The following is a 13,845-nucleotide window of genomic DNA, read 5'->3' on the forward strand; positions in this document are numbered from 1 at the left end:
TGACATGGCAGTCTGTCGCATGCCGCTTCCGTCACTGCCCGCCCATCCGTGGTAGTGTATGTGATTCTCTGAGAGACTAGGGGGAGACAGATTGACGCAAAGAACCAAGCCCGGGCAAGACAAGGACGAGCCATTGAGGGTGAGTGCTCATGGCAGTCGAACGCTCTGGATACAGGCATTTCGCCCGCGGACGCTTCCCGCAAGCATCGCTCCCGTGTTCGTCGGCATCGCTTCGGCAGTGCCGATTCTGGAGGAGTTGCAGACTTGCCCTGACATATATCCAGTTCCTCGCCATTGCGTTGTTAATCGGCAGACATATGAACAGCTCATAGGTAGTTTCTGGGTGGTTGCCGTCGCCTGCGTGCTTGTTGCGTTGTTTCTTCAGATTGCGGTGAACTTCGCAAACGATTATTCCGATGGCATTCGTGGGTCGGATGACGCGCGCAGCGATGACGAAGGTGGGAGCGACAAGCCTCAGCGGTTGGTCGCAAGCGGCGTGAATCCGAAATATGTCTTCACCGCAGCGGCTGTCTCTGCGCTTATGGCCGCAGTCGCGGGCTTCGTGGCGATTGTCGTTACAGGTCATTATTGGTTCCTAGCCATTGGGGTCGCATGCATTGCAGCATGCTGGTTCTATACCGGCGGAAAGCATCCCTATGGCTATGCAGGTCTCGGGGAGATCGCCGTTTTCATATTCTTCGGTCTCATCGCAACGCTCGGTACGCAGTATCTTCTTGTCGGCTCGGTCGATGGTCTTGGCGTCCTTGGAGCGATCAACACAGGTCTGCTTTCGAGCGTCATGCTGATGGTCAACAACATCCGGGATATCGATGACGACATGGTCAGCGGCAAGCGAACGATCGCCGCCCGCATTGGGAAGCTTTGGGCTCAGCGGCTTGTCTGCGCGATGCTCGTTATTCCAGTCGCATCGACGGTATTCTTTGCGGTATCGTCGATGTTCGTCAGCGATTTCTGGTGGCTTCCCACAATCTTCGCCGTGGTCAATGTCTCATGCGCCTTCGTTGCCATAAGGACCCTGCGAGGTTTCAACCCTCACAAATTCGGGAAGGCCCTGGCCTTCAGCGGCTTCATTCTCCTCAGCTATGCCGCGGCACATGTCGTGGCCGTGGCAGTCGCGCTCTGAGGCGACCTTCACAGTCATAGTGTCCCCTTACAATCAAGAGGTATGACATACAAACTAGTTCTGCTCCGGCATGGCCAGAGCGCATGGAATAAAACCAATCAATTCACGGGCTGGGTCGATGTTCCTCTGACCGAGCAGGGTGTAGAGGAAGCCAAGAATGGCGGCGAGCTTCTTGCCAAGCGCGGAGTCCTTCCTGACATCGTCTTCACCTCGCTGCTGAGAAGGGCGATCAACACTGCGAACTATGCACTCGATGCAGCCGACCGTCTCTGGATTCCTGTCAAGCGTAACTGGAGGCTCAACGAACGTCACTATGGAGCCTTGCAGGGTAAGGACAAGACACAGATTCGCGAGAAGTACGGCGATGAGCAGTTCATGACATGGCGCCGCTCCTATGGCACTCCGCCACCAGAGATAGACGCCGATGACGAATTCTCGCAGGAAGGCGACCCTCGTTACGCAGGTGAGCCAGTTCCCAAGGCTGAGGCTCTGTCCAACGTCGTAGAGCGCGTCACACCATACTGGAACGATGAGATCATTCCTGAGCTCAAGTCCGGCAAGACCGTTCTGATCGCAGCTCACGGCAACTCGCTCCGTGCAATCGTCAAGATGCTCGACAACCTGAGCGAAGAGGAAATCTCAAAGGTCAACATCCCTACGGCGATTCCTCTGCTGTATGAACTTGACGATGATTTCAAGCCGATCAAGCCACGCGGCGAATACCTCGATCCGGCAGCTGCCGCCGCAGGTGCTGCAGCAGTCGCAGCACAAGGTCAGAAGTGATGCAGGAGTCAGCAATGCAGAAGTAATTGATGCAGGAGTGCATCAAACTGCATGGAACAGGTGTGGTGTGGGGCTTTTGGGCTCAAACGCCACACCTGTTTGCTTATGGGCATCATTGAGGGCCGAGTTTTCAAGTTTTTGGCACTCATGAATGTATCAGCAGTGGAAAATAGCCCGAATGCGACCGTCATAAGGCCAAAAAATGCTTTCGATACTGCACGAAGTGCCCAAAACTTGAAATGTCCCTTCCTCGAACGATTCGAGGAAGGGACATCGGAATCCGAAACTCTGATATATGGCTCAGTCAGGGTCTTCTTCGGTCGATGTTTCGGGTTCCTTGCTTGGGTCGAAACCCGAGACGATGTATACGACGCGGCGAGCGGCAGAGACCGCATGGTCTCCGAGACGTTCCATGAAGCGGGCGATCAGGACCAGATCGATCATCTGCTGCTTCGATCCTGACCAATCCTCGGAAAGTGCCAGGTCGAATGTCTGATGATGCAGGGCATCGAGCTGATCGTCGTTGACGATTATTTGTTCTGCAGTGCTGGCGCTTCGGTCAGACATCATCGTGACCAGACGGTCGGCAGTCATGGTGAGGAACTCCTGCATCTGGGTGAACAGAGCGGTGCACTCTGGAGGCAGTGTCGACTGCGGATATGTCCTGCGTGCCGTCTCAGCGATATGACGGGCCAAATCGCCCATTCTTTCGAATGTCGCGGCAAGTCGCAGCGTTGATACGATGACTCGGAGGTCTGTGGCGACCGGGCTTTGCTTGGCGAGCAGCTTTATGCACTGATCGATGATGCTTGATTCGAGGGCGTCGATTTCGATGTCTCCATCAATCACCGTCTGTGCGGATTCGATGTCGGATTTGAGAAGTGCATCGCCGGCGCCGATGATGGCCTTCCTGACATCTTGCACCATGTGGTCGAGGTCATCGGAAACCTGTGCAAGTTCCTCGTTGAAAATTACGCGCATATCGTATGCCTTCCTGGATTCTGGTTCTCCCTGTCTCAGTCTATTAGTCTAGCGGCATATATTGCGGGATGCCGGATAAATGACACCAGAAATTCGCCGTGCGTTCACATGTCTGGCCCTCAGATATCGTGTAAACTGTGTGTGCCCAGCATTTACGAAGCGTATGGAGTGCCTGTGACAGCAGTGGTTCGGGTATCGGGTTTCGTGAATTCGACAGCATCTTGAGGGGATTCAGCGATGAACGCATTGACGAGGCGTCTTGAGAAGGTGCTTGCTCGGCGAAGCATGAGTGACTCTCAGGATTTTGGCGACGGTTCGCAAGAATCCGACGACCTCGATGATTCAACCGCAGCGCTGCTCTCGATGCTGCCCAATGCCTCCATCGTCGTTGACAGACAGGATGAGGTCGTCAGATCAAGTCCTCAGGCATATATGCTCGGTGTCGTGGCAAATGACGAAATAATCCAGCCACCGGTGATTGAGGCAGTACGACGAATTCGCAGCTCTGGTGGTAAAACCAAGTTTGACTTGGAAACTGAGGCACCTCAGGAATTCATTCGGCCTGATGATGAGACCGACGATCCGGCCCTTCAGCCAGAAAATCTGCAGTCCCTTCCATCCCGCATGGGGGCATCTGGAGGAGCTTTGACTGAATCCGAAGGGTTGCGGACGGTGTCGAGGCCAAATTGGCTGAAGGTCACCGTTGGGAAAATAAACCACGACTTTGTGGTGGTCCTGCTTACCGATGTCAGCGACGCGATGAGGTTCGCCCAGACCCGGGACTCGTTCATCGAAAATGTGTCCGAACAGCTGCAGACCCCGACCTCGGCGCTGTCACAGCTCGCGACTGACCTTGAGAAGGCTGCCAGTTCCAGTCCTGAAGTGCGTCAGGATGCCGACATGGTGCGCAGACATTGCGATCACCTGGAGCATATGGTTTCGGATTTGATGCTATTGATGAAGGCTCAGGAGCCGATAGTCGCGAGCAAGGAAAACCGCATAGATCTTCTTCGACTTGCCCGCCGTGTCGTTGCCAGACTCGGGCACATGGCTCAAGCCGAGAAGATAGCACTGCATGTCGGTGGCGATGCGACCGTTGGCATCAATGGGGACAGCGAGCAGATCGAGGCCGCGCTGGCCAAGCTGATCGAGAATGCGATTGGGTACTCGCAGGCCAGTTCCTCGGTGAACGTGGCGGTTTCACGCAGCAAGGATGGCGAGCACGCACTCTTGCAGGTTCTGGATCAGGGCATTGGAATCGCGAAAACCGAACAAAGACAGGTTTTCGAGCGTTTCTATCGCGGCTCTCATCAAACGGATGCGACACGGGAGGGCATCGGATTAGGGCTGGCCATCGTGAAGCATGTGGCGCTCACGCATCATGGCTCGGCAACGTTATGGAGTTCTTTGAGGCACGGAAGCACCTTCAGCATGGTCTTTCCCATATCGGCTGACTGACTGCTGACTGTTGGTCGTTGACCACTGACTGTTGACTACTGATTGTTGACCGTTCGGTTCGTCGACCGAACTTTGCACCGCACATCCCTGAATGCCATGCAAGGGGACGTGAAAGCCGCCTATCTTAAGGGTTACTCGGCAAGCCTTCGATAGTTCCAGCGATTGAAGAACTCCCAGATGAGGAGCACGACGCCAACGACGAGACCCGAGGCGCTTACCCCTATGGCAGCCTTGGCATCGATGCCGCAGAACTCAAGTGCGGCGAAGAACAGAAGTGCAACGAACCAGGCGATGGTGCCAATTATGAATATCTTTCGCAAATCAACTTGAACCGGCTTTGGTGACGGTCTGCGCGCCTTCTGAGAGAAAATTGGTGCAAGCTTCATGCAATTAAGTGTATATCTCGGGGTAACCTTGATTGGTGTCGCGCTTTAGTATGGTGCAGGAAGGAGGGGCATCGTTGTATCCTATCGAAGCAGTTCCCAAGCACTATGCATGGGGATCAAGAACCTGTTTGCAGACGATGTTCCACTTGCCTCAGCAAGGTCCGCAAGAGCCCAGACTCGCGGAAATGTGGTTCAGCGGCCATCCGCAGTCCCCTTCGCCGATGAAGCTGCCAGGGGGAGTCTCGAGCAACTTGCTCGACGAGATTCATTCCAATCCTGTTGCGATGGTAGGCGAACATGCTTCGCAGGAGTTCGGTCCCGTGATGCCGTATCTGTTCAAGGTCATCTCTGCGGAGATACCGCTTTCGCTGCAGGTCCATCCGGTCGATTTTGAAGCCCGGGCAGGGTATAACCGCGAAAACGATCTCGGAATTGCCTTGGATGCGCCGGAAAGATCATTCAAGGATTCCCTTGCCAAGAACGAGATGCTGGTGGCTCTGGAGCCCTTCACCGCTTCGGTCGGCTTCGCGCCTGTGATCGATCAGCTTCGCCTGCTGCGATCGGTGAACCATCCCATTGCCCGCCAGATGGTACACGCGCTGACGGCCCGCACCTTCCATGTGGGGCAGCCTCCACAGGAATATGCCGCAAGCGATGTGATGATGCCCATGTCTTCGATAACCTGGCCTGACTCTCGCCGACGGATATTCCGTGCATTCCATGTCGCCATCACATCGCCTCCGACAGATGCCGGTTCTTTGGAGCAGGCCCTTCGCGAGGCCTGCGAGAACGTTCCCGAATCGGGCAGGCAGCGTGAGGCGCTGAACGGTGCGGTCCAGGCTGCGAAGGCATTTGATACCGATCCATCCGTTCTCTGCCTGCTGATGATGAATCCTGTCGTATTGGCCGAAGGTGAATCGGTATACATACCTGCCGGGCTGCCCCATGCATACATTCACGGGACCGCGGCAGAGATCATGACCAATTCCGACAACGTGCTGCGTGCAGGCATGACGATTAAGCACAGGGACATTTCGAATCTGCTGCACAGTCTGAACTGCCAGCCTGCCACTCCTATCGACCCTTCGAGCTCTGCATTCGCTGCGCTCGCAATCCAGGATCTGATCACCTATCGCCCCAAGATCTCGGAATACATGCTTGCCTATGGGCGAGTCGACAGCGCATCGGGTGCATGGCCGATAGCGGGCAGACTCATTCAGCGATACGGTGAGCTCATGCAGAAATATGGCCCGCAGCGGCTGCAACTGCCATCCGACGGACCACGTGTGCTGCTATGCACGGAAGGCTCGCTTCAGTGCATTACGGCGTTGCAGCGAGTGTCCCTTGACCAGGGCGAGGCGGTTTTCATTCCCGCACAGGACGGGCACATCGACATTGGAGTGAATCCTGAGGGGCACGAAGCCTCCCACGGCTCCTATCTCTTCGCTTCAACGCCGTTCTGACCGACACCTTGCCGACGAGAACGGTTTGCGGGCTTCTTGAGCTCCCCTGCCTGATGATGCTTCCCATAAACCGTAGAAGCCATAGAAGCGCAGACAGGCGTGCGGAAGCGTCACATATGTGCAACGACGTAGTCCACGCAGTTGAGAAGCGCCTCCACGTCACGAGGCTCGACCGATGGGAACACTCCGATTCGCAACTGATTGCGATGCAGGCCTCGGTAGCCTGAAACGTCTACGATGCCATTCTGGCGCAAAATGCCCAGGACCTGGTCGACACTCACCATCTCATCCATGTCGATGGTTGCGACGGAATGAGATCGCGATTCTGGGTCCTTCACGAATGGTTGTGCGAAGGGAACCCGCTCAGCCCAGTCATAGACGATCGAGGCGGATTTGCTGCATCGGGCCGTGGACCAGGCGAGTCCTCCGTTCTCGTTCAGCCACCGAATCTGGTTGTCAATCAGGATGAAGTTGCCGACGGAAGGTGTGTTGAGCGTCTGATCCTTGCGCGCATTGTCAAGTGCCTTGGTAAGCGAAAGGAAGGACGGCACCCAGCGTTGGGCTCCTTCAAGCTTCGCAGCCTGCTCGATCTGGTTGGCGCGCTCAATCGCCGCGGGGGAGAGTATGGCGAACCAGATTCCCCCCTCTGCGCCGAAAGCCTTCTGCGGTGAGAAGTAATACACATCGGTCTGCGATATGTCCACCTCGATTGCGCCGGCAGCGCTCGTGCCGTCGACGATTGTCAGAGCGGAGTCAGGAATTCCTTCCGGAGCCACCTGCGGTCCGGCTATCCTTCTGACAGGCGCATTGACCCCTGTCGACGTTTCATTGTGCGCCCAGCAGTATGCGTCCACGCCCTCGGTCGGCTGAGGCAGTGCGTATGTGCCCAGCGGTGAATCGAAGATGACCGGCTGATCAAGAAATGGTGCGTTCGCGGCGCAGTCTGCGAACTTCCTGGTGAAGGAACCATACACGCCGAACGCTGCCTTGCGGTTGATGAGGCATGCGCATGCCATATCCCAGAACGCCGTCGAACCCCCGTTGCCGAGCGCTATCTCATATCCGTCGGGAATGCCGAACAGCTCGCGAAGGCCCTCCTTGATGGAGGCCACGACGCGCTTCACAGGTGCCTGACGATGCGATGTGCCAAGAATGGTCTTCCAGTCGCCAGACAGTTCGGAAATCTGATCATGGCGGATTTTGCTGGGCCCAGAACCGAAACGGCCGTCTTCGGGCAGAAGTTTCTCAGGAATCGTCACGTTATTGGTCATATCGTCAACCCTAATCAGACCGATGGATTGATCTTCAGCGTGTCGCAAAAGAACCCAGAAACTTTTGCTACCACAAGGTAAGAGACAGAAACCTGTTGATTTTCCTGACAATCTCACACGGGAACGCACATGAATCATGTCTTGAACCCGCTGACAGGCTCGGATTCCGATTGGACGTTCGACACAGGATGGTTGTATTCTCTTCAATTGAGGTCACTCGACTGCGTGGCTGCAGATGATTTCCAAGGACGTTCAGGAGTTGTATCAATGAGACATGCTTCGCATGGCAAAGCCTCATCCGAAGTTTTTCATAAGGAAAAAACTCACGGTGCGAGACATGGCGCTGTTCACGGCGCTGCCCATGGCGCAGGCCGCGGTGCGCATGCTGCTCATGCTTCAGTTGCGGTCAGTCGAAGTCGTTCATTCACCGCACAGCTCGCGCCTGCCGTTGCATCTGCTTCATCCATGCAGCTCTCCAAGATTGAATTGGCGGTTACCAGACGGCTTAATGAGATGTCGCCCGTCACCCGGCGCGCATTGCGCGAGGCGACGCGTCGCAAGACCCGCAAGTCTCAGATGATGGCAGGGACGGCACTGGCTGCACTTTTTGGCACGGCGGCGACGGCGCTGCTGACACTCGGACCAAACGAGCATGCCTTGGTCGCACATGCGGCGCAGACCACCAGCAGCCAGGCATCCAGCGGGTCATCGGCGGCAATTCAGGAATCCGTCTCCCGCTCGGAGTCACGCTCCGCGCTCAGCAAGGAATCGGTGTCGACCAATGCCGGGTCGGGTTCATGGTCGCTGAGCGACGACAAGGTCGATGTTTCCCAGCTCTCGCGATCAAAGGCAAAGAATTCCACGGTGGCCAACTTGCTCGATGCCGATGCCTCGGTCATCCCTTCCGGCTTCAACGCGAATCATGCGACTGGTGACACCGGCAACGCATATGAATTCAGCCAATGCACGTGGTGGGTCTATACGCGGCGTCATCAGCTCGGGCTCCCCGTCGGATCATATTTCGGCAATGCGTATCAGTGGGCCACCTCTGCCAAGGCGCTTGGCTATTGGGTCGACAACACACCTCGGCATGTCGGAGACATCGTCGTATTCCGGCAAGGTCAGGAAGATGCCTCGACGGAGTATGGGCATGTCGCCATCGTGGAGAAGATCAATTCCGACGGTTCCATCGTCACCTCGGAATCAGGCGAGGTCATGGACGGTGCGACCTATTCGAGGACACTGACGAACGTTCACGATTACCAATACATTCATTACTGAGCTGTTATGGGCGCGTGGCAGCGTCGCGCGGATTCCAGGAATTGACTGACTGCGGGCTTTATATCGGCTGCATGCTCAGAGGCTTTCAGCCAATCGGTCGCATGCGGACGCCTTCCTATGTTTCGTGGAATCAAGTTTGAGAGATCAGCTTCATGTGCTAATGTGTCATTTTGATGAAGATATCTAGGAAAACCATAGCAATTATTGTGGCGACAACCGCGGCAAGCTCGATGTTATCCTTCGCTGCGCCTGTTGCTGGGGCTGCAACCAATACTGCCGTGACATCCTCACGTTCATTCCCGAAGGTAAATGCTTCGCGGAAGAATCTTCTTGCTGAGTCGACTTCCACGAAAGTCGACAAAAGCAGCAATTGGGGTGGATTGGGTTCCATGAGTGTCCCTAAGACCCAGTCAACGGCTGAGAAAGAGGCAGACAAGGCCAAGAAGGCCGCTGCTGCCGCCGCCGCAGCCGAGGCTGCTGAGGCAGCCGCACAGCAGGAGGAGGCTGCGAGCCGGAGCTCCACACGCGCTTCAACGACGACCAGCACGACAACATCTTCCACGACTGCGACCACGACGGTGGCGGCGCCGGATGCAAAGACTGCAGCGGCCGTTGTCTCATACGCCAACCAGTTCATCGGTCAGGTTCCCTATGTCTATGGCGGTTCGACGACAAGCGGCTGGGACTGCTCAGGCTTCGTGATGTATGTCTATGCGCAGTTCGGCATCAGTCTTCCGCATTCCTCCGGGGCTCAGGCCGCAGTGGGTACGGCCGTCTCGAGTCTCGCCGATGCCGAGCCTGGTGACATCATCGCCAACAGCGCCCATGCAGGCATCTATATAGGCAACAACATGGTCGTGAATGCGCTCAACCCATCCAAGGGAACGACCACGACGGCGGTGAATGTCGCTTTTAGTGGCTCATATTCGATACGAAGACTCCTTTAGGTCTGTGAGCCCCGCTCAGGTCCTGCTTCTGGTTCAGACCCAATGACCTGATGTGAGCGACTTGATGTGATGTGACCTGATGTGAATGGACGGACGCCCCTATGGGGCGTCTTTCCGTATCCAGGCAATCACGAGCGCAGATTCCCTGATTGCTGCGAGCTTCACTGAGCTGATGAATCATCGCTTTACCGCCGCATAGGCTTTTTCAGATCCTGCCTGAAACTTCTCTTGCAATTGCTTTCTCCACAGTGTTCTCTCCACAGTGTTCTCTCCACAGTGTCCTCTCCCTATTGCCCTCTCCCTATTGCTCTGTCAGGTTCCAATGCGCTGAAGTTCGGAGATTTCCCGCTCAGAAGATATCGCCCTAAGGATTGAAATGCATGCTGCGAGGGCGCCTTTCTGCTGATACCATCGAAGCAGGCAGCACAATCGAAATGCAAGGGGGATCGTTGCTTTTGATTTGCTGGAAAACACCGTTTTGCAACAGCCAGCGGTATTCTATTGGTAGAACGTGCCTAGCAGCACCGTTCACTAACCCAAGGAGGTCGTGATGGTTAACGACAAGGCAATACTCGTCGGAGTTGACGGGTCAGATGCAAGCTACAAGGCAACTTGGTGGGCCGCGAATTACGCCAAACACGCGGGATTGATGCTGCAGATAGTGTGTGCATACTCGCTTCCCAGCTATGCGGCAGTTTCGTTCGACGCAACGTACACGGCGCTTGGCGATGACAACGCAGCCCATACGGATGCTCAGGAGATTCTTTCAAGGGCGAAGGCAATCGCAGACGAGCAGGGGGTAGAGGCTGCGACGTTGATCGTTACCGGCGATCCGGCTTCGGTGTTCGTCGAACTGTCAAGAAACTACAATCTGATCGTGATCGGCAATCGTGGCAAGGGAGGTCTGGCAGAACGCTTGTTGGGAACCACGAGCTCGAGTCTTCCGGCATATGCATACTGCCCCATTGTCGTGGTCCCCTACACCGATGATGACGGCAACATGATGCATCTGAACAACACGATTTCGAAGATCGCAGTTGGGTCTGACGAATCGAAGTGGGGGTTGAAGGCGCTTGAAATCGCTGCTGGATTCGCCAACGGCTGGGGCGCCGAACTCAACGTGATCTCTGCAGTGCCCAACATAGACGGTCTTACCGGTTCGGATTCGGCCGAAGAGCGTGGGGTCATGGAATCATACATGGAGGACTTGAATGCAAGGATCAAGCCATTGCAGGTGCTGTATCCAAATCTTCGTGTCTACAAGTCGATAGTTCCAGGATCGGCGGTCAACGCACTCACCAAGGCGAGCCACAACTACGATGTCGTGGTCGTCGGTTCCCGTGGCCGAGGAGGCTTCACTGGACTCCTGCTCGGATCGACAAGCCAAGGGCTTCTGCAGCATGCTGTGTCGCCTGTCTATGTGGTGCCTCGCAAATATGTCGAGGCCGCCGAATCAGGTGAGAAGAACAAGCAGAATGCCGCCAACATCACTGCAATGTCACTTGATCAGATCAGCGGAGTAGAGAGCGTCGACGTGGAGAAGGCGAACCCTGAACAGATCCGTGACATAGAAGAGCACATCGACCCTCTGCACAAGGACTGACTCTCGCCAGTCATCTGGAAGTGCCAGTGGAAAAGGATATGGGCAATGGCCGGAAGTAAGGTTCCGGGCCATTGCCCATATCCTTTATGTCTGAATGTTCCGGAACATTTGTTCGGAACATTTGTTCCGGAACATTGACGTGGCTTCCGATCCGGATCAGTGCGGATTATGCGGTCTCAGTGACGAACGGTGACATTCAGGCGGACTGGTTCCTCACGCTCAAGACTATGCTTGACGGTGCAGGACTTGTCGATATGGCGGATGATGCGTTCCTTCAGCTTGTCGGCATCGGCATCGCTCAATCCGGCATCCGTGGCATCGACGGTGAGTTGCTCATCGAATGAAAGGTATGCGTCGTCGTCATCATCGTATTTGCCGTCAACCACGATGTGCGCGCCAGCACCTTCGCCCAGAACGCTTTCGATCGCAAAGCGGCTTGATAGGGCTCCGCATGCCGCCAGGGAAACCTTCAGCAGATCTCCAGGAGTGAACTGGCCCCTGCCCTTGCCAAACTTGATATGAGCGCCATCCTCGGAAAATGCATCCCAAGAACCGTCCTTGTTGCGCTCGACCCACAGTCTTTTTCCCATGATTCCTCCTAGTGCCGCGTCATGGCATGCCAAGACGCGTCGAAGATTGTCGTTTTCGGCTCGGTGCTCTATTGGCGGATGATTGACGTGGTCATTCTCCAATCGCATCGCTACACACTCAATCTATCGTCTTGCGTCGTCATTCCCTTGTTCAGCTTGCAGCTTCGCAGCATGGCGAAGCCCCATCGATCTCAGTGAGCCTGCGGGTGAATGAGAGGGGGGCAGATCGGTGCGAAAAACGTCCAAGTGCCTGGATTCGGGCTCAACGGCTCTTCGCCGTAAGATATGCGCGCTGCAAGATCTGCGGCGATGGATTAGATTAGTGGATATGGCCTTATCGCAATCGCAGCTCGACGACATACGCACACGCATTCCGGATCGTCCGAAGACGGACATTCCGACACCATATGAGGATCTGCTCCGCAAGATTCTTGAGGAGGGTACGCTGAAGTCCGATCGAACCGGGACCGGTACGATTTCGCTTTTCGGTCAGCAGATGCGTTTCGACATTCATGATTCCTTTCCGCTCGTGACGACCAAGCGAGTCTTTTTCCGCGGACTGGCTCTGGAGCTGCTGTGGTTTCTGAAGGGTTCCGGAAACGTCAGATGGCTTCAGGAACACAACGTGCACATCTGGGACGAGTGGGCAGACCCTGAGACGGGCGAGCTTGGACCGGTGTATGGCGTGCAGTGGAGAAGCTGGCCAGCTCCGACCTCGGATGATCCGAACCGCACCATCGATCAGATTTCCAACGTTCTTGACCTGATCCGCAGCCATCCCGATTCCCGCCGCATGATCGTGAGTGCATGGAATCCCGCCGAAGTCGAGAAGATGGCGCTTCCCCCGTGCCACGCAATGTTCCAGTTCTATGTCGCCGATGGCCGCCTAAGCTGCCAGCTGTATCAGCGCTCATGCGATATGTTCCTCGGAGTGCCGTTCAACATCGCATCCTATGCGCTGCTGACCCGTATGATCGCACAGCAGACAGGCCTCGAGCCCGGCGAGTTCGTATGGACCGGGGGAGACTGCCATATCTATGACAATCATGTCCCTCAGGTTCTCGAACAGCTCTCGCGTGAGCCTTATCCGTATCCGCAGCTGCACATCGACAAGGCACCTTCATTGTTCGATTATGCCTACGAGAATTTCCATATACAGGACTATCGGCATCATGCGACGATCAAGGCACCGATTGCAGTCTGAGGGACTTATTAGCATGGTGCAAACAAGCAACAAGGAGCGATATTTAGATGGAGCACGAGAGTAGTAGCCATAACGGCTATCACGAACCCAAGCCCGGAAAAGCCGGGCGATATGATCATGGCGACGACTGGAACGAGCCAGAGGAAGCACAGCATGATCACGAAGATGGCCGTTTCTCGGTCAATTTGATTTGGGCGCAGGCCACCAGCAGAAATGGGCGGCGCAACGCCATCGGCTTCCAAGGTGGCATGCCATGGCATCTATCAGAGGACCTGAACAGATTCAAGGAGCTTACCATCTCTCACCCCGTAATCATGGGTAGAAAGACATGGGAGTCGTTGAGAGAAGGTTCTCGGCCACTGAAGAACAGGGATAACATCGTTGTTTCCCGCAACGCTCACTATCGGGCGCAGGGGGCCACCGTCGTCGAGGACATCGATGCGGCGCTGTGCATGGCCGGCCAGGAGTCGATACCCGATGACGGCATTGACCGCAGCGAGATTTGGGTCATTGGTGGATCGCAGCTGTTCGATGCCGCCCTTGCTCATGCCGATCGCGCTTTCGTGACGGAGATACGCACCGAGGTCGATGCCGATACCTTCGCTCCGGACATTCTGGAACTGGTCGACGCCGGGTTGTGGCGCTTGGAGAATGAAACTCCTTGGATTCAGCCTCATGACGGGTCGAATGGCATTTCGGACTTCCGCTTTGTGACCTACCAGAAGGTGCGTTGA

Annotated in this window: 13 protein-coding genes; 9 read left to right on the top strand and 4 right to left on the bottom strand. The window is 55.7% G+C overall.

Annotated features, from left to right (window positions below):
* Window positions 1-91: 91 nt before the first annotated feature.
* Together menA and QN062_RS08505 are read left to right on the top strand one after the other, a co-directional pair.
* Window positions 92-1,144, top strand: a complete 1,053-nt coding sequence (gene menA / locus QN062_RS08500) for a 1,4-dihydroxy-2-naphthoate octaprenyltransferase (RefSeq protein ID WP_369341374.1) — start codon at window positions 92-94, stop codon at window positions 1,142-1,144.
* Between the two features lie 42 nt (window positions 1,145-1,186).
* Complete coding sequence (locus QN062_RS08505; protein ID WP_369341375.1) at window positions 1,187-1,927, top strand: phosphoglyceromutase; 741 nt, start codon at window positions 1,187-1,189, stop codon at window positions 1,925-1,927.
* Window positions 1,928-2,227: 300 nt separating this feature from the next.
* On the opposite strand, the gene phoU is transcribed toward QN062_RS08505, so the two are convergent.
* Window positions 2,228-2,908, bottom strand: coding sequence for a phosphate signaling complex protein PhoU (phoU, locus tag QN062_RS08510; protein WP_369341376.1), 681 nt, complete (start codon window positions 2,906-2,908; stop codon window positions 2,228-2,230).
* Between the two features lie 237 nt (window positions 2,909-3,145).
* Here phoU and QN062_RS08515 point away from each other — a divergent pair, with 237 nt between their 5' ends.
* Complete coding sequence (locus QN062_RS08515; RefSeq protein WP_369341377.1) at window positions 3,146-4,366, top strand: sensor histidine kinase; 1,221 nt, start codon at window positions 3,146-3,148, stop codon at window positions 4,364-4,366.
* A gap of 131 nt (window positions 4,367-4,497) precedes the next feature.
* Here QN062_RS08515 and QN062_RS08520 read toward each other — a convergent pair whose 3' ends face one another.
* The gene (locus QN062_RS08520) at window positions 4,498-4,752 is read right to left on the bottom strand and encodes a DUF2530 domain-containing protein (protein ID WP_369341378.1); all 255 of its coding nucleotides are present in this window, start codon (window positions 4,750-4,752) and stop codon (window positions 4,498-4,500) included.
* A 74-nt stretch (window positions 4,753-4,826) separates the two neighbouring features.
* Here QN062_RS08520 and manA point away from each other — a divergent pair, with 74 nt between their 5' ends.
* Window positions 4,827-6,215 (top strand): mannose-6-phosphate isomerase, class I, encoded by a 1,389-nt coding sequence (gene manA, locus QN062_RS08525; RefSeq protein WP_369341379.1) that lies wholly within the window; start codon window positions 4,827-4,829, stop codon window positions 6,213-6,215.
* A 110-nt stretch (window positions 6,216-6,325) separates the two neighbouring features.
* On the opposite strand, the gene serC is transcribed toward manA, so the two are convergent.
* The gene (gene serC, locus QN062_RS08530) at window positions 6,326-7,486 is read right to left on the bottom strand and encodes a phosphoserine transaminase (RefSeq protein ID WP_369341380.1); all 1,161 of its coding nucleotides are present in this window, start codon (window positions 7,484-7,486) and stop codon (window positions 6,326-6,328) included.
* A gap of 513 nt (window positions 7,487-7,999) precedes the next feature.
* Between serC and QN062_RS08535 the strand changes: the two genes are divergently transcribed.
* The 3 genes from QN062_RS08535 to QN062_RS08545 all read left to right on the top strand — a co-directional run bounded on the left by QN062_RS08535 (window position 8,000) and on the right by QN062_RS08545 (window position 11,317).
* A complete protein-coding gene (locus QN062_RS08535) occupies window positions 8,000-8,767 on the top strand; it encodes a CHAP domain-containing protein (protein ID WP_369341381.1) in 768 nt (255 codons plus the stop codon).
* A gap of 173 nt (window positions 8,768-8,940) precedes the next feature.
* Window positions 8,941-9,714 (top strand): C40 family peptidase, encoded by a 774-nt coding sequence (locus QN062_RS08540; protein WP_369342587.1) that lies wholly within the window; start codon window positions 8,941-8,943, stop codon window positions 9,712-9,714.
* 550 nt (window positions 9,715-10,264) lie between these two features.
* Window positions 10,265-11,317: a universal stress protein gene (locus QN062_RS08545; RefSeq protein ID WP_369341382.1), complete on the top strand. Its 1,053-nt coding sequence runs from the start codon at window positions 10,265-10,267 to the stop codon at window positions 11,315-11,317.
* A 176-nt stretch (window positions 11,318-11,493) separates the two neighbouring features.
* Here QN062_RS08545 and QN062_RS08550 read toward each other — a convergent pair whose 3' ends face one another.
* Window positions 11,494-11,907, bottom strand: coding sequence for an OsmC family protein (locus QN062_RS08550; RefSeq protein ID WP_369341383.1), 414 nt, complete (start codon window positions 11,905-11,907; stop codon window positions 11,494-11,496).
* 328 nt (window positions 11,908-12,235) lie between these two features.
* Here QN062_RS08550 and QN062_RS08555 point away from each other — a divergent pair, with 328 nt between their 5' ends.
* Together QN062_RS08555 and QN062_RS08560 are read left to right on the top strand one after the other, a co-directional pair.
* Window positions 12,236-13,111 (top strand): thymidylate synthase, encoded by an 876-nt coding sequence (locus QN062_RS08555; protein WP_369342588.1) that lies wholly within the window; start codon window positions 12,236-12,238, stop codon window positions 13,109-13,111.
* Between the two features lie 47 nt (window positions 13,112-13,158).
* Window positions 13,159-13,845 carry a dihydrofolate reductase gene (locus QN062_RS08560; protein WP_369341384.1) on the top strand — a complete coding sequence of 229 codons (687 nt, stop codon included), beginning with the start codon at window positions 13,159-13,161 and terminating at the stop codon, window positions 13,843-13,845.

Source organism: Bifidobacterium sp. WK012_4_13 (assembly GCF_041080835.1).
GTDB lineage: Bacteria > Actinomycetota > Actinomycetes > Actinomycetales > Bifidobacteriaceae > Bombiscardovia > Bombiscardovia fermentum.

Excerpts from the sequence above, each read along its gene's own strand:
- QN062_RS08505 (WP_369341375.1), top strand. The coding sequence starts at position 1,187 with ATGACATACAAACTAGTTCTGCTCCGGCATGGCCAGAGCGCATGGAAT.
- phoU (WP_369341376.1), bottom strand. The coding sequence starts at position 2,908 with ATGCGCGTAATTTTCAACGAGGAACTTGCACAGGTTTCCGATGACCTC.
- QN062_RS08515 (WP_369341377.1), top strand. The coding sequence starts at position 3,146 with ATGAACGCATTGACGAGGCGTCTTGAGAAGGTGCTTGCTCGGCGAAGC.
- QN062_RS08520 (WP_369341378.1), bottom strand. The coding sequence starts at position 4,752 with ATGAAGCTTGCACCAATTTTCTCTCAGAAGGCGCGCAGACCGTCACCA.
- serC (WP_369341380.1), bottom strand. The coding sequence starts at position 7,486 with ATGACCAATAACGTGACGATTCCTGAGAAACTTCTGCCCGAAGACGGC.
- QN062_RS08535 (WP_369341381.1), top strand. The coding sequence starts at position 8,000 with ATGTCGCCCGTCACCCGGCGCGCATTGCGCGAGGCGACGCGTCGCAAG.
- QN062_RS08540 (WP_369342587.1), top strand. The coding sequence starts at position 8,941 with ATGAAGATATCTAGGAAAACCATAGCAATTATTGTGGCGACAACCGCG.
- QN062_RS08545 (WP_369341382.1), top strand. The coding sequence starts at position 10,265 with ATGGTTAACGACAAGGCAATACTCGTCGGAGTTGACGGGTCAGATGCA.
- QN062_RS08550 (WP_369341383.1), bottom strand. The coding sequence starts at position 11,907 with ATGGGAAAAAGACTGTGGGTCGAGCGCAACAAGGACGGTTCTTGGGAT.
- QN062_RS08555 (WP_369342588.1), top strand. The coding sequence starts at position 12,236 with ATGGCCTTATCGCAATCGCAGCTCGACGACATACGCACACGCATTCCG.
- QN062_RS08560 (WP_369341384.1), top strand. The coding sequence starts at position 13,159 with ATGGAGCACGAGAGTAGTAGCCATAACGGCTATCACGAACCCAAGCCC.